At 47.5% G+C, this 22637-nt stretch carries 18 protein-coding genes; 14 read left to right on the top strand and 4 right to left on the bottom strand.

Going from position 1 to position 22637, the window contains the following annotated elements:
- Nucleotides 1–6: 6 nt before the first annotated feature.
- The 11 genes from P8P30_10500 (at nt 7) to P8P30_10450 (ending at nt 13557) form a co-directional block, all read left to right on the top strand.
- Nucleotides 7–204, top strand: a complete 198-nt coding sequence (locus P8P30_10500) for a hypothetical protein (GenBank protein ID MDG1287971.1) — start codon at nt 7–9, stop codon at nt 202–204.
- Between the two features lie 94 nt (nt 205–298).
- Nucleotides 299–1231 carry a ribose-phosphate pyrophosphokinase gene (locus P8P30_10495; GenBank protein MDG1287970.1) on the top strand — a complete coding sequence of 311 codons (933 nt, stop codon included), beginning with the start codon at nt 299–301 and terminating at the stop codon, nt 1229–1231.
- Between the two features lie 14 nt (nt 1232–1245).
- Nucleotides 1246–1920: a 50S ribosomal protein L25/general stress protein Ctc gene (locus P8P30_10490; protein ID MDG1287969.1), complete on the top strand. Its 675-nt coding sequence runs from the start codon at nt 1246–1248 to the stop codon at nt 1918–1920.
- 84 nt (nt 1921–2004) lie between these two features.
- On the top strand, nt 2005–2562 hold the full coding sequence (gene pth / locus P8P30_10485; protein ID MDG1287968.1) for an aminoacyl-tRNA hydrolase: 558 nt from the start codon (nt 2005–2007) through the stop codon (nt 2560–2562).
- A gap of 215 nt (nt 2563–2777) precedes the next feature.
- Nucleotides 2778–3215, top strand: coding sequence for a 50S ribosomal protein L11 (gene rplK, locus P8P30_10480; protein ID MDG1287967.1), 438 nt, complete (start codon nt 2778–2780; stop codon nt 3213–3215).
- 10 nt (nt 3216–3225) lie between these two features.
- Complete coding sequence (rplA, locus tag P8P30_10475) at nt 3226–3927, top strand: 50S ribosomal protein L1 (GenBank protein MDG1287966.1); 702 nt, start codon at nt 3226–3228, stop codon at nt 3925–3927.
- A 22-nt stretch (nt 3928–3949) separates the two neighbouring features.
- Nucleotides 3950–4459: a 50S ribosomal protein L10 gene (rplJ, locus tag P8P30_10470; protein ID MDG1287965.1), complete on the top strand. Its 510-nt coding sequence runs from the start codon at nt 3950–3952 to the stop codon at nt 4457–4459.
- A 38-nt stretch (nt 4460–4497) separates the two neighbouring features.
- Nucleotides 4498–4872: a 50S ribosomal protein L7/L12 gene (gene rplL, locus P8P30_10465; protein MDG1287964.1), complete on the top strand. Its 375-nt coding sequence runs from the start codon at nt 4498–4500 to the stop codon at nt 4870–4872.
- 139 nt (nt 4873–5011) lie between these two features.
- The gene (rpoB, locus tag P8P30_10460; GenBank protein MDG1287963.1) at nt 5012–9118 is read left to right on the top strand and encodes a DNA-directed RNA polymerase subunit beta; all 4107 of its coding nucleotides are present in this window, start codon (nt 5012–5014) and stop codon (nt 9116–9118) included.
- A gap of 32 nt (nt 9119–9150) precedes the next feature.
- Complete coding sequence (gene rpoC / locus P8P30_10455; protein MDG1287962.1) at nt 9151–13347, top strand: DNA-directed RNA polymerase subunit beta'; 4197 nt, start codon at nt 9151–9153, stop codon at nt 13345–13347.
- 84 nt (nt 13348–13431) lie between these two features.
- On the top strand, nt 13432–13557 hold the full coding sequence (locus P8P30_10450; GenBank protein MDG1287961.1) for a hypothetical protein: 126 nt from the start codon (nt 13432–13434) through the stop codon (nt 13555–13557).
- Nucleotides 13558–13573: 16 nt separating this feature from the next.
- Here the strand turns inward: P8P30_10450 and P8P30_10445 are convergent, their stop codons facing one another.
- Nucleotides 13574–15226, bottom strand: coding sequence for a Na+/H+ antiporter NhaC family protein (locus tag P8P30_10445; GenBank protein MDG1287960.1), 1653 nt, complete (start codon nt 15224–15226; stop codon nt 13574–13576).
- Nucleotides 15227–15350: 124 nt separating this feature from the next.
- On the opposite strand from P8P30_10445, the gene P8P30_10440 reads away from it, so the two are divergent.
- On the top strand, nt 15351–17393 hold the full coding sequence (locus P8P30_10440; protein MDG1287959.1) for a hypothetical protein: 2043 nt from the start codon (nt 15351–15353) through the stop codon (nt 17391–17393).
- Here P8P30_10440 and P8P30_10435 read toward each other — a convergent pair.
- Both P8P30_10435 and purD read right to left on the bottom strand, forming a co-directional pair.
- The gene (locus tag P8P30_10435; protein ID MDG1287958.1) at nt 17385–18188 is read right to left on the bottom strand and encodes an undecaprenyl-diphosphate phosphatase; all 804 of its coding nucleotides are present in this window, start codon (nt 18186–18188) and stop codon (nt 17385–17387) included. The genes P8P30_10440 and P8P30_10435 overlap by 9 nt on opposite strands.
- A complete protein-coding gene (gene purD, locus P8P30_10430) occupies nt 18188–19450 on the bottom strand; it encodes a phosphoribosylamine--glycine ligase (protein ID MDG1287957.1) in 1263 nt (420 codons plus the stop codon). The genes P8P30_10435 and purD overlap by 1 nt, the downstream gene beginning before the upstream one ends.
- Before the next feature lie 34 nt (nt 19451–19484).
- Between purD and xseA the strand changes: the two genes are divergently transcribed.
- On the top strand, nt 19485–20888 hold the full coding sequence (xseA, locus tag P8P30_10425) for an exodeoxyribonuclease VII large subunit (GenBank protein ID MDG1287956.1): 1404 nt from the start codon (nt 19485–19487) through the stop codon (nt 20886–20888).
- A 161-nt stretch (nt 20889–21049) separates the two neighbouring features.
- On the top strand, nt 21050–21241 hold the full coding sequence (locus P8P30_10420) for a hypothetical protein (GenBank protein ID MDG1287955.1): 192 nt from the start codon (nt 21050–21052) through the stop codon (nt 21239–21241).
- Nucleotides 21242–21264: 23 nt separating this feature from the next.
- Here the strand turns inward: P8P30_10420 and P8P30_10415 are convergent, their stop codons facing one another.
- Nucleotides 21265–22539, bottom strand: a complete 1275-nt coding sequence (locus tag P8P30_10415; protein ID MDG1287954.1) for a hypothetical protein — start codon at nt 22537–22539, stop codon at nt 21265–21267.
- Between the last annotated feature and the right edge of the window lie 98 nt (nt 22540–22637).

The following is a 22637-nucleotide window of genomic DNA, read 5'->3' as shown; positions in this document are numbered from 1 at the left end:
CGAAACATGGTGATTATTACGTTAGCGCTCGCGGCTTTAGCTCTTGTTTGGAGCTTAATTGCAGCCCATTGGTTTGTGCCAGAATTAATGCACGAACTTATCGAGAATTACGATGTTAGCGATATCATCTTCTCATGCATTATTGCAATGATGGCAATCGCTCTGCTCGTACAAGAAAAACGCCTAAAGCGTATTCGCCAATAAGACTTTACAGCAGCCTTTAATTCTCCTATACACCTCGTCTTCATAGTAAAGCGCTTGGGCAATGAGGCTCGCGATGGTGCTGTGAGAGGTAAATATGAAAATACTAGCGTGTAATAGCAATGTCCCACTAGCCCAAGCAATGGCTTCTCACTTAGGCACTAGCCTAACAAAAGCGGATATTAAAAAATTCCCTGATTCTGAAGTCTTCGTGGAAATTCACGAAAATGTACGTGGCGAAGATGTGTTTGTGGTTCAGTCCACTTCCAACCCTGCCAACCATAACATCATGGAATTACTCATCATGCTGGATGCACTCAAACGTGCCTCTGCGCGCCGTGTAACGGCAGTGATTCCTTACTTTGGCTATGCGCGCCAAGATCGTAAGCCGGGCCCACGCACACCAATTTCAGCAAAACTTGTCGCCAACCTAATCACTTCTGCCGGTGCCGATCGCGTACTAACGCTTGATCTTCATGCCGGTCAAATTCAAGGTTTCTTCGATATCCCGGTGGATCACCTTTATGCTCGCCCAGTCATCGTCGATGATATTAAATCCAAACATGGCGATAAGCCACTCACCGTTGTATCACCTGACGTGGGCGGCGTCGTTCGTGCTCGTTCACTTGCGAACCGCATTAATGCGGACCTTGCCATCATTGATAAGCGCCGCGAGCGCGCGAGTGTTTCTGAAGTGATGAACGTGATTGGTGATGTTGATGGCCGTCATTGCATCCTATTCGATGATATCGTCGACACAGCCGGTACGCTCTGCAACGGTGTAGACGCATTGCTTGAAAAAGGCGCAACAGGCGTTTCTGCTTATATCGCGCATGGCGTTCTTTCAGGCCCCGCCTTTGACCGTATCGCAAAATCAAAAATGGATGAGTTGGTGATTACTGATTCTATCCAACAACCCGATTCCGTAAAAGAACACACGAAAATCCGCACTGTTAGCATCGCGCCACTTTTGGCCGAAGCAATGCAGCGCATTAGCAACGAGGACTCGGTTTCGAGTCTATTTGAATAAAGGAGATTATTACCATGAAAGCAGCTTATACATTTGAAGCAGAAGCCCGCGAAAAACTAGGCCGAGGCGCCGCACGCGAGCTACGTCGTAACAAACGAATCCCAGCGGTTCTTTACAGTAACTCAGTGAAGCCCGTTAGCTTCTCTATTGCCGAAAACGAATTCGGAAAAATCTACCATAAGGGCGGCTTACGCTCTAAATTGGCTGAAATTAAAGTGGGAAAAGAAACTTACTACGCACTCGCTCGTGAAATTCAAGCTCACCCGGTGAGCGATAGAATTGAACATATCGACTTCCTGCAAGTTGAGTCTGACAGCGTTGTTTCTGTCGCTGTTCCCCTTAAAGTCGTCGGTACGGAGAAATCTATCGGTGTAAAGCGCGGTGGTTCAATCAACGTGGTCAAACATACCGTGAAACTCGTCTGTAACCCTGAAAACATCCCAACTTCCATTGAAGCTGATGTATCAGAAGCAGGCATCGGCGATTCAATTCACATTAGCGCCGTGAAACTTCCAGAAGGCGTGCACCCTGCAATTCAAGACCGTGACTTTACCGTTGTAACGATCGCGGGTCGCCTCCAGAAAGAGGAAGAAGTCACCGTTGCTCCTGAAGCAAGTGAAGTTCCTGTGGATGGCGAAGAGCCAGTTGAAGGCGAAGAAGGCGAAAGCACTGAAGCCGGCGACGAGTAAATCTCGCCAACTTAAAACCAAGGGCGCTGAACTTTTACAGTTCGCGCCCTTTTTTTATTTCACAAAGCAGGATAGATTACCCCCATGCACTTATTCGTAGGACTCGGAAACCCTGGCACCAAATACGCCAATCACCGTCATAATGTCGGCTTCATGCTGCTTGATGCTTTGGCCACGGATAATCACGCGCCTAGATGGAGCAAGAAGCACCAAGGCGAATTGACCGAAATTTCTGTCGATGGCGAAAAGATCCTACTCCTCAAACCGCAAACCTATATGAATAATTCGGGTCGCTCCGTTCAGGCGGCCATGGCTTTCTATAAGTTAAAGCCCGAGCAGATCACCGTATTCCATGACGAACTCGACCTCGCCAATGCCAAACTGCGCATTAAAACCGGCGGCGGACATGGCGGACATAACGGATTACGTGATATTGATGCCCAAATCGGCAAAGAATATCGGCGCATTCGCATCGGCATCGACCACCCCGGCCACAAAGACGCCGTTAGCGGCTATGTTTTGCACGATTTTAGCAAAGACGAACGCCACGCCATCGACACGCTAATCGACAATATCATCCGACACACTCCGTTGCTCATAAACGGCGAGGATGTAGCGCTTATGAATAAACTGGCATTATAATGACGCATTTTACAACGCACCATTTTAGCCCCCCCCCTTCCCCCAATGTCGGATTATTAAATACGCGTGGCGCAACAAGCTCATAAAAGTCGCCATTTTACCGCTCATTTCCTCCAACCGGAAAAATAACTGGCCAAACAGTCAAAAAAGGGGTTGCATACTCCTATTGTATGGCCTAAAAGCCTAGCTCCCCAGTGGGGTAGAAGGTATAGGTTATGGCTAAAAAAATTATTGGATACATCAAGCTAACTATCGCGGCAGGTAAGGCAAACCCTTCACCACCGGTTGGACCCGCATTGGGCCAACAAGGCTTGAACATTATGGAATTCTGTAAAGCGTTTAACGCGGAAACTCAGAAGTCTGAACCTGGCACACCGACTCCGGTTGTCATTACAGCTTATGCAGACCGTAGTTTTACATTCATCACAAAAACCCCTCCGGTTTCTTACTTCCTCAAAAAGGCAGCGAAGTTGAAAAAAGGTGCGGGCGAAACAGGCAAGCAAATCGTCGGTAAAGTGACTATGAAGCAAGTTCGTGAAATCGCGGAATTGAAGATGGTTGACCTTAACGCCAACGATATGGAAGGCGCTTGTAATATGATTAAAGGCTCAGCGGTTTCTATGGGTATTGAAGTACTCGAAGACGCAGCGTAAAGGATAGATCATCATGGCATTAAGCAAAAAGAAAACAGCAATTCTCGCAACAATCGATGGCGCAAAGCTTTACGATTTGGATGCGGCGGTTAAGCTCGTACAAGATAACGCAACAGCGAAATTCGATGAAACCATCGAACTAGCGGTTAACCTTGGTGTTGACCCGCGTCACTCGGATCAACAAGTCCGTAAAATGGTTGCCCTCCCTAACGGTACAGGCAAGAAAATGCGCATCGCCGTATTCGCTCGTGGCGACAAAGCAGAACTTGCTAAAAAAGCAGGCGCTGATGTTGTCGGTGCTGAAGATCTGATGGAAAGTATGCAAAAAGGTGATCTTAACTATGATCGCGTGATTGCCACTCCTGATATGATGGCCATCGTAGGTCGCGTCGGTAAGATTCTCGGCCCTAAAGGCCTGATGCCTAACCCTAAGCTCGGCACCGTGACTCCCAATGTGGAAGAAGCTGTGAATAAAGCGAAGGCTGGTGAAGTTGAATGTCGCGTTGAAAAAGCCGGTATCGTTCACGTCGCTGTCGGCAAAGCAAGTTTCGATGCGAAGAAATTGTCTGAGAATATCTCGACAGTGATCAAAGCATTGCAAAGCGCTAAACCATCCGGTGCTAAGGGCGGCTACATGAAGCGTGCTGCTATTAGCTCGACCATGGGTGGCGGCGTTAAATTAGATTTAAGCAGCTTTAAGCAAGCAGCATAGTTAGAAATACGGAGCACAGAGTATGGATCGCGCACAAAAACAAGCTTATGTTAAAGCATTAAACACTGGAGTTGCTGATGCAGCCTCAATCGTGGTTGTCCATTATAAAGGACTAACCGTAGATGAAATTACTGAACTACGCGCTAAAGTACGTGCGGCAGGCGGTTCTTTCCGAGTGACAAAAAATACTTTAGCAAAGCGTGCGCTTAAAGGGACTGCTTACGAATCTCTTGGTGAGCTTCTAACGGGCCCAACAGCGATTGGTTACAGTGATGATCCTGTAGCTCCGGCTAAAGCATTGGTAAACTTTGCCAATGAGAATGATAAATTACAAGTACTTGGCGGCGCTTTTGGCGAGCAAGTACTCGATGTGAATGGCGTGACTGAATTGTCTAAGATGCCTTCACTCGACGAGTTACGTGCCACAATTGTTGGCATGTTGAATACACCTGCGACTCGCATCGCTGGTGTGTTACAGGCACCTGCTGGTCAGCTGGCGCGTGTTTGTGGTGCTTACGGTGCGAAATCGTAGGAAATTAAGTTTAAGGTTTTAAGAAGAGGACGAAAATCATGGCTGCTAATATTGAAAAGATCGCTGATGACCTATCAGCACTAACTGTAATGGAAGCTGCAGAGCTTTCAAAAATGCTAGAAGAAAAATGGGGCGTATCTGCTGCTGCTCCTGTTGCTGTAGCTGCTGCCGCTGGCGAAGCTGCTGCACCTGCTGCTGAACAAGTTGAATTTGATGTCATCTTGAAAGCTGCTGGCGAAAAGAAGATCAACGTAATTAAAGAAGTACGTACCATCACTGGCCTTGGCTTGAAAGAAGCTAAAGACCTAGTTGAAGGTGCACCTAAACCAGTTAAAGAAGGCGTGTCGAAAGACGAAGCCGCTGAGATTCAGAAGAAACTCACTGAAGCTGGTGCTGAAGTTGAAGTTAAGTAACTTCTAACTCCACACAAAGATAAGGTGGCGGGACGTAAGTGCCTGCCACCTCTTTCTGTATTTTTCGTACCCCCTTTCCCATTGAATAAATGATACGGGCGGTGCGGCACTTTAATTAAAAGTTGAGAAGAGACCCGCGATGACTCAGACCGCTCAAACCCTTAATTTCACTAGCCGTAAACGTATCCGTAAGAGCTTTGGCCGCATTGAATCTGTGACCGAAATGCCGAATCTTATTGAAGTTCAAAAGAACTCATATGATCAGTTCCTGCAAATCAACATCCCTGCAGCTAAACGTACTGACACTGGCTTACAAGCGGTCCTAAAATCCGTTTTCCCAATTAATGATTTTGCTGAAACAGCAACATTGGAATTCGTATCTTACGATTTCGACAAACCTAAATTTGACGTAGAAGAATGCCGTCAGCGCGATATTAACTATGCCGCTCCGATGCGTGCAACGCTTCGCCTCATCACATGGATTGTAGATGAAGATACCGGCTCTCGCGAAATTCGCGACATTAAAGAACAAGAAGTATTCATGGGTGATATCCCATTGATGACTCAAAATGGTACTTTCGTCATTAATGGTACTGAGCGTGTGATCGTATCGCAAATGCACCGCTCACCTGGCGTATTCTTTAACCATGATAAAGGTAAAACTCACTCATCTGGCAAACTCCTCTTCTCTGCTCGTGTGATTCCTTACCGTGGTTCTTGGTTGGATTTCGAATTTGATCCGAAAGATCTTGTTAATACTCGTATTGACCGTCGTCGTAAACTTCCTGCCACTACTTTGCTTCGCGCATTGGATATGGGCACGGAAGAAATTCTTGATACTTATTACGATACTGTTTCCATCAAAAAAGGTAAAAAAGGCTGGGTTGCTCCTTATAACCCCGTTCAATATCGCGGCGTTAAGCTGACAGAAGATTTGATCGACGGCAAAACAGCGAAAGTTATCGTGAAAGCCGGTGAGAAAATCACTCCGCGTAAAGCGAAGAAAATTCTTGAAGATGGTACGGCAACTATCCAGCTCACCGATGAGCAAGTCATGGGTCGTTTCCTCGCAAAGAACCTCGTGAATAAAGATGGTGAAGTATTGGCAGATGCTGGTGCGGAACTAACAGAGGCACTTTTAAACATCCTTATTGAGACAGGGTTGAAAGAGCTCCCTACCCTCAACATCGATAATATCACCGTAGGTCCTTACCTTCGCAACACGTTGATGGCCGATAAAAACACGACCAAAGATGACTCGTTAATCGACATCTATAAAGTGATGCGCCCGGGTGAGCCAACGACTCCTGAAGCCGCTGGTGAATTGTTCACTAGCCTCTTCTTCGATTCTGAACGCTATGATCTTTCTGCGGTTGGCCGTGTAAAAATCAATGCTCGTCTAGACCTTGAAACTCCTGAAGAGCAAGGCACACTAACGAAAAGCGATATTGTTGAGTCAATCCGCACATTGATCCGTCTCAAAGATGGCTTCGGCGAAATTGATGATATTGATCACCTCGGTAACCGTCGTGTTCGTTCTGTGGGTGAATTGATGGAAAACCAATACCGTATCGGTCTACTTCGCATGGAGCGCGGCATTATCGAACGTATGGGTTCTGTTGATATCGACACCGTTATGCCGCATGACTTGGTGAACGCTAAGCCAGTTGCTGCTTCGGTTCGTGAATTCTTTGGCTCTAGCCAACTTTCACAATTTATGGATCAAACAAACCCACTTTCAGAGATTACGCATAAGCGTCGTCTTTCAGCGCTTGGTCCCGGCGGTCTAACGCGTGAGCGTGCTGGTTTTGAAGTTCGTGACGTACATGCGACTCACTATGGTCGTATCTGTCCGATTGAAACTCCTGAGGGTCCGAATATTGGTTTGATCAACTCTATGGCGACTTACGCCCAAATTAACAAATATGGTTTCATCGAAACGCCTTACCGTAAAGTTATTGACAGTAAAGTAACCGATGATGTGCAGTACCTCTCTGCTATTGAAGAGGGTAAGTATACAATTGCACAGGCAAATGCGCCGCTAGATACAGGCAAAAAGTTCACCGAAGAATTAGTTCCTAGCCGTAAATCTGGCGACTTCCAAATGAGCCTTCCAGAAGAAATCGACTATATTGACGTGGCACCGAAACAGCTTGTTTCTGTTGCAGCCGCAATGATTCCTTTCCTCGAAAACGATGATGCAAACCGCGCCCTCATGGGATCAAACATGCAACGCCAAGCCGTGCCTTTAGTACGTGCCGAAGCGCCATTGGTTGGTACCGGTATGGAAGCGGTTGTAGCGCGTGATTCAGGCGCAGCGATTACTGCCAAACGTGGTGGTGTAGTTGACCGTGTGGATGCATCTCGTATCGTAATTCGTGTGGATGAGAAAGAAACAGGCGGTAACACGCCGGGTGTAGATATCTACAACCTTCAAAAATTCCAACGTTCTAACCAATCTACCTGCATCAACCAACGTCCATTGGTTAAAGTAGGTGACACGCTAGACTCGGGTGACATCATCGCAGACGGTCCTTCGACTGACTTGGGTGAGTTGGCGCTAGGGCGTAACGTGCTCGTGGCCTTCATGCCGTGGAACGGTTACAACTACGAGGATTCAATTCTAATTTCTGAGCGTATCGTATCTGACGATGTCTTCACTTCCGTTCACATTGAAGAGTTCGAAGTCGTCGCCCGTGATACAAAGCTTGGCCCTGAAGAAGTGACTCGCGACATTCCAAATGTCGGTGAAGATGCGCTTCGTAACCTCGATGAAATCGGCGTAACGCACGTAGGTGCGGAAGTTAAAGCCGGTGACATTTTGGTGGGTAAAGTAACGCCTAAGTCTGAATCTCCAATGACGCCAGAAGAAAAACTTCTTCGTGCGATCTTTGGTGAAAAAGCCTCTGATGTTCGCGATAGTTCACTTCGTGTACCACCAGGTGTGGTCGGTCACGTAGTTGGTGTTCGTATCTTTAGCCGTCGTGGCATCGAAAAAGATGAACGTGCTTTGGCGCTTGAGCAATCTGAAATTCAGAAACTTGCAAAAGACCGCGATACTGAGCGCGCCATCATTGAGGGCTACGTTTACGGTCGCCTACAAACATTGCTTACCGGTAAAGAAGCGGTTTCGGGCCCGAAAGGCTTTAAGAAATCAACACTTAGCGATGAGCATTTCGTAGAATATAGCCGTGGTCAATGGTGGCAGTTCGCTGTTTCTGACAAGAAGGTAATGGATCAAATTGAAGGTCTCAAAACTCAATTGGATGATGCGTTAGAGCGTATCGAAGCACACTTTACCGATAAAGTAGATAAAGTTCAGGGCGGTGATGATCTGCAACCTGGCGTATTGAAAATGGTGAAAGTCTTCTTGGCTGTGAAGCGTAAGCTTCAACCGGGTGATAAAATGGCGGGTCGTCATGGTAACAAAGGTGTGATCTCTAAGATCATCCCTGTGGAAGACATGCCTTACCTTGAAGATGGTACTCCGGTTGATATCGTGTTGAACCCATTGGGTGTACCTTCACGTATGAACGTAGGTCAGATTCTTGAAACTCACTTGGGTTGGGCTGCTGCCGGTATCGGCGCGCAGATCGGCGAAGCGGTTCGTACTGCACAAGAGAGTGGAGACTTAAAAGGCGTTCGCGACAAACTTCTCGATGTTTATGACGAAAAAGAATTCGCCACTACTATCAAGAAAATGTCTGAGTCTGAAATTAAGGAACTTGCAGCCAACACCACTAAAGGGGTTCCATTTGCAACTCCGGTATTTGATGGTGCGAATGAGAAAGATATCGAGCACTACTTGAAAAAAGCGGGCATGCCGACTTCCGGTCAAATGACGCTTTGGGATGGTCGTACCGGTGATCAGTTTGATCGTGATGTAACGGTTGGTTACATTTACATGCTCAAACTTCATCACTTGGTCGATGAGAAAATTCACGCTCGTTCAATCGGTCCATACTCGCTCGTAACGCAGCAACCACTCGGCGGTAAATCGCAGTTTGGTGGACAGCGCTTTGGTGAGATGGAGTGTTGGGCACTTCAAGCTTACGGTGCGGCATACACGCTTCAAGAAATGCTGACAGTGAAGTCAGATGATGTTGCGGGTCGTTCGAAAGTCTATGAATCTATCGTTCGCGGTGATCATAGTTTTGAATCAGGCATTCCAGAATCGTTCCACGTAATGGTTAAAGAGCTACGTGCCCTTTGCCTAAACGTAGAACTTCAAGAAAAAGAAGCATAGAGAGAGATTAGGAGAATATTATGTCACAACTAATGTCATTCTTCGGCCTAGAACAAGGTCAGGAACAATTCGACGAAATCCGTATCTCTATCGCGAGTCCGGAAAAAATCCGTGGGTGGTCTTTTGGTGAAGTTAAGAAGCCAGAAACGATCAACTATCGTACCTTCAAACCTGAGCGCGACGGTTTATTCTGTGCGCGTATCTTTGGCCCTGTAAAGGACTATGAGTGCTTGTGCGGTAAATATAAGCGCATGAAGTATCGCGGAATTATCTGTGAGAAATGTGGCGTCGAAGTCACCACTTCTAAAGTACGTCGCGAACGTATGGGTCACATCGATCTAGCGGCTCCGGTTGCTCACATTTGGTTCTTGAAATCACTTCCAAGCCGTATTGGTTTGTTACTTGATATGACGCTTAAAGATCTAGAGCGCGTGCTTTATTTCGAAAGCTTCATGGTAACAGAACCGGGTCTATCGCCTTTCACTAAAGGTGAAGTGCTAACGGAAGATCAGTATTACGATGCTCAAGATGATTACGGTGCTGAAGCTTTCACGGCTGAAATCGGTGCGCAAGCGATCAAGACGATGTTGCAAGGTCTCGACCTTCCGGTTGAACTTGAAACAACGAAGACTGATCTACGTGAAACGGGTTCTGAAGCGAAGCGTAAGAAATACGTTAAGCGTCTAAAACTTATCGAGAACTTCATTGATTCTGGTAACAAGCCAGAATGGATGATTCTTGACGTTGTTCCTGTCATTCCTCCTGATTTGCGTCCATTGGTGCCACTTGATGGTGGCCGTTTTGCGACGTCTGATTTGAACGATCTTTATCGTCGTGTGATCAACCGTAACAACCGTTTGAAACGTCTATTGGAGCTTCGCGCCCCTGACATTATCGTGCGTAACGAAAAGCGTATGCTTCAAGAATCGGGGGGGGGGGTCTTCGATAACGGTCGTCGCGGTCGTACCATTACCGGTAACAATAAGCGTCCTCTGAAATCACTTTCAGACATGCTTAAAGGTAAGCAAGGGCGTTTCCGTCAAAACCTACTCGGAAAACGTGTCGATTACTCGGGCCGTTCTGTGATTGTGGTTGGACCGGAGCTAATGCTTCATCAATGTGGTCTTCCAAAGAAAATGGCATTGGAGCTGTTCAAGCCATTCATCTATGCGAAGCTAGAAATCTACGGGATTGCGACCACAATTAAAGCCGCAAAACGTCTTGTAGAAACAGAGCGTCCTGAAGTTTGGGATATCTTGGAAGAAGTAATCCGTGAGCACCCGGTACTACTCAACCGTGCGCCTACCCTTCACCGTTTGGGCATCCAAGCGTTTGAGCCAAAACTTATCGAAGGTAAAGCGATCCAGCTTCACCCACTCGTTTGTGGCGCGTTCAACGCTGACTTTGACGGTGACCAAATGGCCGTTCACGTACCTTTGTCAATCGAAGCACAGTTAGAATCACGCGTTCTCATCATGAGCACGAACAACATTCTATCACCTGCTAACGGTAAGCCGATCATCGTACCTTCACAGGATATGGTCTTGGGTCTTTACTACATTACGATTGAAGCTGATGGCGAAGAAGGCGAAGGCATGTCTTTCGGTTCAATGGCTGAATTGATTCAAGCGATTGATAATAAAGTTGTCTCTCTCCATGCGAAAATCAAATGCCGTTACAAAGGCGTTGATGAGAATGGCAAAGAGAAAGTCTCTTTGGTTGAGTCAACTCCGGGTCGTATGTTGCTAGCACAGTACTTACCACGCAACCCAGATGTTGCTTTCGATCAAGTTAACCGCTTGATGACAAAGAAAGAACTCTCGAACTTGCTCGGTCACGTTTATCGTTACTGTGGTCAGAAAGCGACTGTGATCTTTGCCGATCAAATTATGGGTCTTGGCTTTAAGCACGCCGCCAAAGCGGGTATCTCTTTCGGTAAGGATGACATGATCATTCCTGAAACGAAGGATGGCCACGTTAACGGCACTCTGGATCAAGTGAAAGAATTTGAAAATCAATATTCTGAAGGTTTGATCACCCAAGGTGAGAAATATAACAAAGTCGTCGATGCATGGTCGCATTGTTCTGAGCGCGTTGCTGAAGATATGATGGATGTCATTTCCGGTAAAAACGCGAAGAAACAAGCGAACGGTAAAGAGATGAACGCCATTTACATGATGGCTCACTCGGGTGCACGTGGTTCTGCCGCTCAAATTAAGCAGCTTGCGGGTATGCGTGGTTTGATGGCTAAACCTTCTGGTGAGATTATCGAAACGCCGATTATCTCAAACTTTAAAGAAGGTTTGACCGTACTTGAATACTTTAACTCTACCCACGGAGCGCGTAAAGGTTTGGCCGATACCGCACTAAAAACTGCGAATTCAGGTTACCTGACTCGTCGTTTGGTAGATGTATCTCAAGATTGTATCATCGTTGAAAATGACTGTGGAACGAATCAAGGCATCGTGGCAAAACCGATCATCGAAGGTGGTGAGGTGGTAACGCCTCTGTCTGAGAAGATCCTTGGCCGTACTTCAACTCGCGACGTCATTCACCCAACCACTGAGAAGCCTATCGTTAAGGCCGGCCAGTTGGTAGATGAATATATCGTTGATGATATTGATGAAGCCGGTATCGAATCTATCATGATTCGTTCAGCGCTGACTTGTGAGTCTGAAGGCGGTATCTGTGGTACGTGTTACGGACGTGACTTGTCACGCGGAACAGCCGTAAACTTGGGTGAAGCGGTTGGCGTAATTGCCGCGCAATCCATTGGTGAGCCGGGCACACAGCTAACGATGCGTACCTTCCACATTGGTGGTGCTGCGCAGCGTGGTTCAGAAGCCTCTAGCGTTGAATCTTCACATGATGGTGTGTTGGAACTTTCCAACAAAAACATCGTTGTCGACTCACAAGGTCGTGCAGTGGTAATGAGCCGTACCTGTGAAATCATCATTCGTGATGCCAAAGAGAACGAACGTGGTCGCCACAAAGTTCCATATGGCGCGCGTGTAACGGTTAAAGAAGGCGCTAAAGTGAAAGCCGGCGAGAAACTCGCTGAGTGGGATCCGTACACTATTCCGATCATTACTGAGCGTGATGGTGTGGCGAACTACCGTGACCTCGTGGACAGTGTTTCACTACGTGAAGTAACGGATGAAGCCACTGGTTTATCAAGCAAAGTAGTTATTGACTGGCGCCAGCAGGCTCGTGGTCAAGATCTGAAACCTCGTGTTGCTTTGCGCGATAAAGACGGTGAAATCATCACCTTGCCAAATGGTTTGGAAGCCCGTTATTTCCTTCCCGTTGATGCGATTCTTTCTATCGCTGACGGTCAAACCATCAACGCAGGTGACGTGATCGCACGTATCCCGAAAGAGTCTTCTAAGACACGTGATATTACCGGTGGTCTACCTCGTGTAGCTGAACTATTCGAAGCACGTATGCCTAAGGATCACGCTGTGATCTCTGATATTGGTGGACGTATCGAGTTTGGTCGCGATTACAAAACCAAACGTCGTATCATTGTTCGCCCTGAAGAGGACGATGCAGAACCGATGGAATATATGATTCCAAAAGGTAAGCATATCGCCGTAAACGAAGGTGACTTGATCGAAAAAGGTGACTTGTTGATGGATGGTAACCCTGTACCGCACGATATTTTGCGTGTCATGGGTGTCGAAGCTTTGGCTGAATATATGGTTCACGAAGTGCAGGCCGTTTACCGTCTACAAGGGGTAGGCATTAACGATAAGCATATCGAAGTTGTACTTAGCATGATGCTCCGTAAAATCGAAATCACTGCGCCTGGCGAAACGACTTTCCTAGTCGGTGAGCAAGTTGAGCGTGAAGATTTCGACGAAATGAATGCAAAAGCGGCTAAAGCCGGCGAGAAGCCAGCTGAAGGCCACTTGGTATTGCAAGGGATTACGAAAGCATCCCTACAAACCAAATCATTCATCTCAGCGGCATCGTTCCAAGAAACCACGCGTGTACTGACCGAAGCTTCAGTGGCGGGTAAAATCGATACGTTGCAAGGCCTCAAAGAGAACGTCATCGTGGGTCGTTTGATTCCTGCCGGTACCGGTGCATTCATGAATCGCATGAAACATGTGGCACAAGTACGCGATAAGGTAATCGAAGACGAGCGCGCGGCTAAACTGGCTGCAGAACCAGAAGCGATCAGCTTCGACGGTGATACAGACGGCGACGAGTCACTCGCTAGCTAGAGTTTGTTGAGCTTATAATTAGAGCTTAACCGCAAATAAAAACCCCCGGAAGAGAGAAATTCTCTTTCGGGGGTTTTTATTTGCATGGAGTTCAGACTTATTTGTTTTGCCCCCGGCGCGCGTGCGGGCGCTTCGATGGGCTATTGGCTTCGCCAATGCTCAAGGCTGGCTCAGCTTGCTGACTTCACGATGGGAGGCCAGTGGGCTTAAGCGGAGACAATCCGAATTAATCCACTTCTTGCCCAAACTTGGTTAGCACGACATAGAGCAAGAACATGCCGGCGCCCATGCCCATCCACCATGGCAGGCCGTAGCCTACGGGGATGAGGCCAGCGACCATGGCGACGGAACCTACAAGCATCGCATAAGGCAGCTGCGTACGCACATGTTCGATATGATCACAACCGGAGGAAACGGAAGAGAGAATCGTTGTGTCCGAAATCGGCGAGCAATGATCGCCCCATACAGCACCGGTCAACACACTCGCCACACTGGCATAGAGAATCGGCATCGCATCTGGCCCACCAGTCATGCCAGCGCTCTCTAATGCGCCCCATGCAAGTGGGATGGCGAGCGGTACTAGAATGGCCATCACGCCCCAGCTGGTTCCGGTTGAGAAAGCGATGATCGACGCGAGCAAGAACACGACCACTGGCAATAATTGTGGCGCAAGATTGCCCTCCAATTGATTCACCAAGTAATCCGCTGTTCCAATCGCATCATTCACGCCGGCAATACCCCAAGCGAAGGTCAGGATAATCACCGCGCCAAGCATGGGCACAAAGCCATGTTCCAAGGCACCGATAATCTCACCGACCGTCATATCCGCATTGTATTTACTGACAAGAAGCGCCGAGGTGGCGCTGAGCAAAGAGGCCCATAGCATCGCCTTAAACGGATCTGCATTTCCGAAGATAGCGGTTAATGTCACCGCCTGCCCTTCATCCGGCCAACCGGTAAGGAGCAAGCCACCGATCACGCTTACAATCAGCACCATAAGCGGCAAGAGCGCGTTAATCGCTTTACCTTTGCTTACTTTGACCATTTTCGCCTTGCTGGTCTTGCGTTTAGCAGCTTTCGCTGCCTCCTTGCGCGCCGCCCGCTCGGCCTTTAACATCGGCCCCATATCGCGATTCGTAGTGATAAGCATAAAGATGAATAAGATACTCAAAATACTGTAGAAACTGTAAGGAATCGACGCGATCATCAACTCATAAGCTGGCATATTCAAGGTCGGCAAACTACTCATCGCCGTATCAAGCAAAGACACTTGGAAGCCAATCCACGTGGTAAGTAGCGCAATAGAGGCAATCGGCGACGCCGTAGTATCCACGATATACGCGAGTTTTTCACGGCTAATACCGCGTTCATCGGCCAGTGGACGCATCGTGTTGCCGACAATCAGCATGCTCGCATAATCATCGAAAAAGATCTTTAAACCGGCAAACATCGAAGCATATTGCGCGCCTTTTGCTGTTTTTACGCGATTCGCCATCCATGCAATCACACCGTCAATACCGCCATTGGCGCGGATAATACCAATCATCCCACCCACCGTGAGCGTAAACATGATGATCGAAATATGATCCGTACTCGCATCACTTGGCACGATAGATTGGAGTAACCACGTATCCATCACGCGCAAGAAACCCTGCCATAAAGCCGGCAAATCACCGCCCGAAAGCAACCACGCGCCGGACCAAATACCAAGGAAGAGCGAGACAATCACCTGACGCGTCAATAACGCCATCGCAATGGCTAAACCGGCAGGGAGCAATGACCATATTCCATAGTCAATCACGACCTCAGCACTCGCCTCACCCGCCGCAAAAACGGAGAAACTCGCAAAGGTTACCACTAGAAAGGATAAGATAGCCACGCGCATAACAGCCTCATTTGTTCTTTTACAGTGACTTAAGCTATCGCGCGAATCAATGATTGTCTTAAAATTGTAACACAATCAAACTCCGAAACGCGGTATATTCTATAGTAGATAGATTTATATGACGAAAAAGAACCACATTCAGCGCGTACACATCTGGGATGACCCAGAAAGTCGCATCAATTTTCTGGAGACCACTCTTGGTGATAAAGAGTGGGAGGCGGTTATTTATGAGCCTGTGGAGAGCGGAACAGGTCGCCTGCCATCTCTCAAGAAAGAGCTAGAACAGAAAAATTACAGAACGAAGCTCGGGAAAGACACAAACGGCATCCCAACCCTCACAATCACACATTTCAACCATGAAACTAGCCTGCTTAAAACTTTTGGAGAACTTGGTCTAACAGCCGGCATCCGCCAAACATTTGAAACCAGTCGAGGGCGTATTGGTGATATTCTCACGGGCATTAAGAGCAAAGTCGATTTCTTCATGGGAAGTGAAGCTCGTCGCTTCAGCACTCTCTATGCCTTTGGAGATATCGCATTAGGTACTCTCCCAAATCTCTATTCAAACTTCTCTGGCGATAAAACACCTAAAGCGAAGACCGCCATTACTGGAACAATTGACAAATTTAAAGACAAAAATAAAACAGCCAATAGCCTATATGATCGTGCCTATGACTTAGCACTCGTTCAATCACTCGTCATGATGTTTGGAATGAAAGAAGGTAAAGAGCTCATTGCAGAAGAGATGAAACAAGGGCTTTCTGCCGCACAACAGAAAGGTATCGATCTTTCTGACTTCGACAATCTAATGCCCGAAATAAAAGACCGCCGCTCTACTGCTAAAAAATGGTTTAACGATACCGCCGTTTATACGGGTTCTGGTGCACAAATTTTAGGACAATTGATCTTAATCGTTTCAGGCTTGATGCGCCTTCGTAATACCAAAGCATTTCTGAATGAAAATAAAGACATTAAGCTCAACACAGGCGTCAATATCTATGACCAGCTAGGAAAAGCGAAATTAGGAGCTATTGGTGATGTGACAACAGGCTCACTCTCCGTAGCAGGTTGGACCTTAATGGGCTTCTTTAAAGAACAAGCCATTACCAATAAAGTGGACTGGAGCGAGAATTTCTTCAAACGCGCCGGACAAGAAATTAAATCTTCGCCTAATACACTTGCAAGCGTCTGCGTAACTTTAGCTAGTCTTGTAGGTATGAAAGCTGGAGATTTAAAACACTCCGTAAAACATGCACTTGAAGAAGAACAAAAATGGGAACATAACCGTCTCAATATCTCAAAAAGTGCTACTGGACTCAGCAGTAAAAATTTAGATGCCCTAGCAACGGCACAATCAAAAAATAAGAAATCTGGCTTCAACAAGCAATATATTGGTAATGGTATCTACCTAATCGGTGATATGACGGTTGCCCTCACCAAGAACCGTAATTATGAAGCAGGGCAAATCGCAAATATCGAAGCAATGGCAAGCACCGCTATTGGTCTCCTCGATAATATGCCAATCGCATTTGGAGAGTCTGGTAAAGATGAATTCATTACCAAGCTCTCAAATTACATGGCGAAACGTTTAGATAACCTTCATGACCCTAAGAACCCGCGTCCTGAAGAATATGCCAAAATGGACGAACAAGAGAGATTAAATCGATTCGCTCAGCAGATTAGAAATGAAATCATTAGCAAACTTCCTGAAGTTAATCAGAAATTTGAGGCTATTGCGGAACGTGCGTCAGACATTGTTCTACAGTTTGGACACGAACAAAAAGAGGCGGTAAAACAAGCGCTCGCTACAGAGCTAGAAAAAAGCCAAATGCTTTCAGCCACAAAAGATGAAATCATCAATGCGATCGATAAAACCTTACAAAACAAAGGAGCCGTCATGCAAGAGACCTCCTATAAAAGTAAAACAGTCTTGCCACAAAATATTAAAAAACCTCTCGCCGCGCTCGTTAACAGCCTACCCGGACCTCAAACAGCTCAAGAAGCAATGGATCTATATGCTGCGGTTCAACCTTTCATTTCACGTAGCCAATCGCATGATGCTGAAAAATTTGCAAAACAACTCGACACTGAAGAGTTAGCAAAAACCCATCCGCGCATTAATTCTACGCCTGAGGCGGGGGTTGGTTCTTCGCTATCCTAGTAGGAGGACTAGCATGATCGTGCCGATCACAATGCGGTAATAGGCAAAGGGCGTGTAGCCATGATTGCTTAGGAAATTAATCAACCAACGCACCACCCATAAGGCCGAAATAAACGCGGCGACAAAGCCGATCGCAATTACTTCCATATTCTCTACTGTCATATGCTCCCAATTTTTATAGGCATCATACACCGTTGCGCCAAACATAGTGGGGATGGCGAGGAAGAAGCTGAACTCAGTAGCGGCTTTGCGCTCTAGGCCCATAAGCAGCCCTCCCATGATGGTGGCGCCGGAACGCGAGGTTCCCGGAATCATCGCAAGCACTTGGCAGAAGCCGATTTTCAAGGCCAGTTTCCAGTCCATTTCATCCACCGTTTGCGTGCGGGGCTGCGGCTTTATCACCTTCTCTACCAGCAGAATAAACAGCCCGCCCACCACGAGCATAATCGCTACGACCAAAGGCGAGAACAGCACTTCCTTGATAAAGCCATGTGCGAACACGCCAATCACGGCAGCCGGTAAAAAGGCAATCACGATATTCGAAATAAACCGCCGCGCGCTGGTATCTTTGGGGGCGTTTAATACCGCTCCAAAAAGCTTGGCACGGTAAATCCAGCAAATCGCGAGGATGGCTCCCAGTTGAATGACAATTTCAAATACCCGCCCCGGAGGGCCAGAGAATTGTAATAAATCCACCAATAAAATCAAATGGCCCGTAGAGGAAATCGGCAAAAACTCCGTTATCCCCTCAACAATACCGAGGAAGAGCGCTTGCCATGTCACGTCACTAAGCACTAGGCCGCGCGCTCCACAGCTCTCCAGCCGATATCTTTGCGGTAGAAACCTTGGGCCCAATCGACTTTCTCAACGGCGGCATAGGCTTGTGTGCGCGCGGTTTCAAAGTTGGAGGCTTTGGCACAGACGCCTAGCACGCGACCACCTGTGGCATAGGTTTTTCCATCTTCTACTTTGGTGCCAGCATGGAAGATGGTTCCGCCAGCATTTTCCAATCCGCGAATTTCGGTATTTTTCTCATAGGAGCCGGGATAGCCGTTCGCGGCCATCACTACGCATACTGCCGCATCACCGGACAACTTAAGCTCGCAATCCTCTAAGCCCTTACCTTTGGCACAGGCCATGAAGAGTGGCACAATATCCGACTCTAAGCGCAGCATTAAACTTTGCGTTTCAGGGTCGCCAAAACGCACATTATATTCGATCAGCTCCGGCCCTTTGGCGGTCATCATCAGACCTGCAAAGAAGATGCCTTGGAAGGGCGTGCCTTCCGATTGCATGGCGCGCATAGTTGGTTGAATAATCTCGTTCATCACGCGGCTATTCATCGCATCCGTCATGATGGGTGCGGGGCTGTAGGTACCCATGCCGCCTGTATTAGGGCCAGTATCGCCCTCACCTACGCGTTTATGATCTTGCGCCGAACCGAGCATGCGAACACTCTTACCGTCGCAGAGGGCGAAGAAGCTAGACTCCTCACCTTGCAGCCATTCTTCAATCACCACTTCGGTACCGGCAGTGCCAAACTTACCGCTGAAAATTTCATCAATCGCCGTAAGTGCTTCTTGGTTGGTTTCGGCCATAATCACACCTTTACCGGCAGCTAAACCATCGGCTTTCACCACGATCGGTGCGCCTTTTTCCAACAGATAATCCTTAGCCGATTGCGCATCGGCGAAACGTCCGTAGCTGGCAGTTGGAATATTATATTTCGCGCAAATATCCTTGGTAAAACCTTTGGATCCTTCTAGTTGAGCTGCGGCTTGACTGCAGCCAAACACCTTGATACCAGCAAGTCGGAGTGCATCGGATAAGCCTTCAACGAGGGGAACTTCGGGCCCCACGACCACGAGATCAATGGGTTGGTCTTTGCAAAACTGAACAATGGTTGCGTCATCCGCGAGTGCCACACATTCGGCCACTTGCGCAATACCGCCGTTACCGGGGCTGCAATACAGCTCGCTCACTAACGGTGATTGCTTAATTTTCCATGCAAGGGCGTGTTCACGCCCGCCTGAACCGATAATCAAAATTTTCATCATTGCTCCTCTTCGTAACGCTTGTATAGTCCGGCTCATGTCAGACATCAAGCCCACTCATAATGCACCGGAATTTTCGGTTTCAGAAATCTCTAATGCGCTTAAACGCATGGTGGAGAGCAACTTCTCATACGTGCGAGTGCGCGGGGAAATTTCGGGACTTAAAATCGCTAGCTCCGGCCATGTTTATTTAAGCCTGAAGGATGAGAAAAACGTTCTGTCCGGCATCTGCTGGAAAGGTGTCGCGGGACGTTTACGCTTCCAACCGGAAGATGGGTTAGAGGTCATCGTCACCGGAAAACTCACCACTTATGGCGGGCGCAGCAATTACCAAATCGTGATTGAATCGATGGAACCTGCCGGTGAAGGCGCACTGATGGCGCTGCTCGAAAAGCGCAAAAAAGAGCTCGCGGCGGAAGGCTTATTCGATGCAGATCGCAAACAGCCACTGCCTTATCTTCCGCAAACGATCGGGGTCATTACCTCGCCCACTGGCGCCGTCATCCGCGATATTTTACACCGGTTAGAAGACCGGATGCCGTGTAATGTTCTCGTCTGGCCGGTCGCGGTGCAAGGCGATACGGCAGCGGCGCAAATTGCCAATGCCGTCACCGCTTTCCAAACCTACGAACAACGCCCCGATTTGCTAATCGTCGCGCGTGGGGGCGGTTCGATTGAAGATTTATGGGCATTTAATGAAGAAGTCGTTGTGCGCGCGGTTGCTGCCTCCAGCATCCCAGTCATTTCTGCCGTAGGACATGAAACCGATACTACCTTGATCGATTACGCCTCCGATCAACGCGCGCCCACCCCCACCGCCGCCGCCGAAATGGCGGTACCAGTTCGTGCTGACTTGCTTTACACACTGCGCGACCATCAGCAGCGTATGGATAGCTTATTACAATCACAATTAAGTAATTATAAACAACGCATTGAAGGACTTTCGCGTGGCCTTCCCAAACCATCTGAGATACTCGCGAATGCGCGCCAATCACTCGATATTTTAAGCGATAAGCTTGGCCAGTCCTTGCGCATGATGGTCACGGCGAAACAGCATAAGCTGCAACAAGCCAGTACTGGCCTGCGCCCTAGCCTGCTGGAACATCCACTTAAAGAACAAGCGCGCCAACTAGGTGAGCGAAGTGAAAAACTAAATGAACGTTTCAAGCAGCTCGTGGAACGCAAAGACAACCAGTTGCAACAGCTCACCGGAAAGCTCGCCTTACTGGATCATCATAACGTGCTCAAACGCGGCTTTGCCCTCGTCAAAAATGCAGATGGCGAGCTTATTACCTCTGCCGCCAATGCCGCCAATGCCGCCAGCCTGACCTTCCATGATGGCGAAACCATGTTAGGCTCCGCACCGATGCAACCTATCAAAAGACCGCCTAAAAAAGCGAAGTCTAAAGCGATAGATGAGTTGCAGGAAAGTTTATTTTAGTCACTGAATTGTAACATTTGACTGCTATAGTTGGCTTATGAGCAATTTCCCTATACGCCCTCAGGCACCGAGCAGCACTAAAAACACTCTTGCAAAGATTTCAGGCGGTGTTTCTTTCTGTCGCCATTGGAGCCTGCAACATAGCAATAGGCGCTATTGCGGTGGCTTCAAAAGACAAATCATCAGGCATGGGCTTACTTGGCGTAGCTTTAGGGGCTATTAGTGTTATTTTCGGTAAAGCAGTGTGGGATGTAGCTAAGTTTTCTGCCATCACACGCGAAGCAAACCGCGTTGACGAACTCGTATTAGAGCGCGCAAGCATTGATAAAGAGTTGCAAGACAGGGCTCGCTAAGTTCCTATCTAAATTTTCTAATTTTAAGGACTGACTGACACCGTTCCGGCATCCGGAGGGGTGAGCGTCGGCGATAACAGGGTAGCTTCAAGTTGGTTCATTTTTGCTTGAATTGGACGAGTCGTAACTCGCTTGATGCTCTCATAAATCCCCTCCATCAACGGCTTTTTTTGTTCATCTCGACGAAGGTGCTCAGTAGCACTTGGGGGGATAACTATCTCATCCTTTAATTCTCTGTTAAACAGCTTGAGCACTTCTGCCGAGAGCTTGGTTTCTTCTTTACCCTGTTGAGTGCTAATGAGTTCCAACTGTTCCGAGAGCGCCAATAACTTCGCTTCTCCTACATGTTCCCATAAACATGACGTCAAAGGAGAGCTTCCTAAATCAAACCGTACAAGTTCGCCCCCTTCATTCTCCGTATAAATATCATCCAAATTCTCGCCTTTCAGAGTTTGATAGATAACATCGGATGATTCATTAGGCTTCTGCGGGAAATGAACCTCGGGAATAAACTCCTTTAAGGCAAGATTCTCGCACCCTAGTTGCGTCGTTAAAGCTTGTAAATAATGCGTCGAGACCATCTTCATTTTGATATATTTTTGTGCATCTCGAAAATTTTGATTCACTCGACTTTGGAGATTTTCGAGGGCACTTGTTGATGGGTATTGCGGATCTTTCTCGCCATTATGGTGTACAATCCTATTCGACATTTCATCTGCAAACCAATCCATCGTGGCCTGCTCTTTTTTCAGAATTTTCATATAGTCGCGAGCCGTGGGAGGTTTTCCGGTAAGCTCTGCATTTAGTTCTGGCGCGATTTTGAACGTATTATGCATGAAGGTCGAAAATTTGCCTGAAAAATTCTTGATATCCTGATTTGCGAAATGCGTACTCAATATCATCATGTCGTCGATTTCTTGCGAAGTAAATGCTGCTTTATTAGCCCCACCCCGGTTCACTTCTAACCCCTCTAATCGGCTCTTACGATCTTCAAACGTCTTGGGCAGCTCACCTTCCGATTGCGCGAGCAGTTCATCTACTGATTGCAGTCGAAAAGGCACCGTCGCCTCAATTTGAAAAACGATATTAATAATATCTTCCTCTTTTACCCCTGCTTTTTGCAGGATAGAAGCCGTGGCTAGCGCACTCAAATATTCGTTACTTCCCGTACTTCCGAATGCGATTCTATCCTCATCGGCAAAGCCAAAAACGCGACGTACCACCTGGGCTACACGCTGGGCAGACTCCCCTTCAACTGCACTAACAGGAAGAATCTCTTTGGGGCTGACACCTAACATTTAAATTGTTAGGAGTTATTGATGTATATAAAGCATTGTAAGTTATCGAGAAATAAGCAGTTAGAGTTGATAAAATATTTCATTGCGGGTTCTACGGC

The organism is Rickettsiales bacterium (assembly GCA_029252805.1).
Classification (GTDB): Bacteria; Pseudomonadota; Alphaproteobacteria; order Rickettsiales; family JALZUV01; genus JALZUV01.
The sequence above is the reverse complement of the archived record's forward strand: the minus strand, read 5'-3'. Positions and strand labels throughout refer to the sequence as shown.

Excerpts from the sequence above, each read along its gene's own strand:
- rplK (MDG1287967.1), top strand. The coding sequence starts at position 2,778 with ATGGCTAAAAAAATTATTGGATACATCAAGCTAACTATCGCGGCAGGT.
- pth (MDG1287968.1), top strand. The coding sequence starts at position 2,005 with ATGCACTTATTCGTAGGACTCGGAAACCCTGGCACCAAATACGCCAAT.
- rpoB (MDG1287963.1), top strand. The coding sequence starts at position 5,012 with ATGACTCAGACCGCTCAAACCCTTAATTTCACTAGCCGTAAACGTATC.
- rpoC (MDG1287962.1), top strand. The coding sequence starts at position 9,151 with ATGTCATTCTTCGGCCTAGAACAAGGTCAGGAACAATTCGACGAAATC.
- P8P30_10450 (MDG1287961.1), top strand. The coding sequence starts at position 13,432 with ATGGAGTTCAGACTTATTTGTTTTGCCCCCGGCGCGCGTGCGGGCGCT.
- P8P30_10490 (MDG1287969.1), top strand. The coding sequence starts at position 1,246 with ATGAAAGCAGCTTATACATTTGAAGCAGAAGCCCGCGAAAAACTAGGC.
- P8P30_10495 (MDG1287970.1), top strand. The coding sequence starts at position 299 with ATGAAAATACTAGCGTGTAATAGCAATGTCCCACTAGCCCAAGCAATG.
- P8P30_10500 (MDG1287971.1), top strand. The coding sequence starts at position 7 with ATGGTGATTATTACGTTAGCGCTCGCGGCTTTAGCTCTTGTTTGGAGC.
- rplL (MDG1287964.1), top strand. The coding sequence starts at position 4,498 with ATGGCTGCTAATATTGAAAAGATCGCTGATGACCTATCAGCACTAACT.
- P8P30_10440 (MDG1287959.1), top strand. The coding sequence starts at position 15,351 with ATGACGAAAAAGAACCACATTCAGCGCGTACACATCTGGGATGACCCA.
- purD (MDG1287957.1), bottom strand. The coding sequence starts at position 19,450 with ATGATGAAAATTTTGATTATCGGTTCAGGCGGGCGTGAACACGCCCTT.
- xseA (MDG1287956.1), top strand. The coding sequence starts at position 19,485 with ATGTCAGACATCAAGCCCACTCATAATGCACCGGAATTTTCGGTTTCA.
- P8P30_10415 (MDG1287954.1), bottom strand. The coding sequence starts at position 22,539 with ATGTTAGGTGTCAGCCCCAAAGAGATTCTTCCTGTTAGTGCAGTTGAA.
- rplJ (MDG1287965.1), top strand. The coding sequence starts at position 3,950 with ATGGATCGCGCACAAAAACAAGCTTATGTTAAAGCATTAAACACTGGA.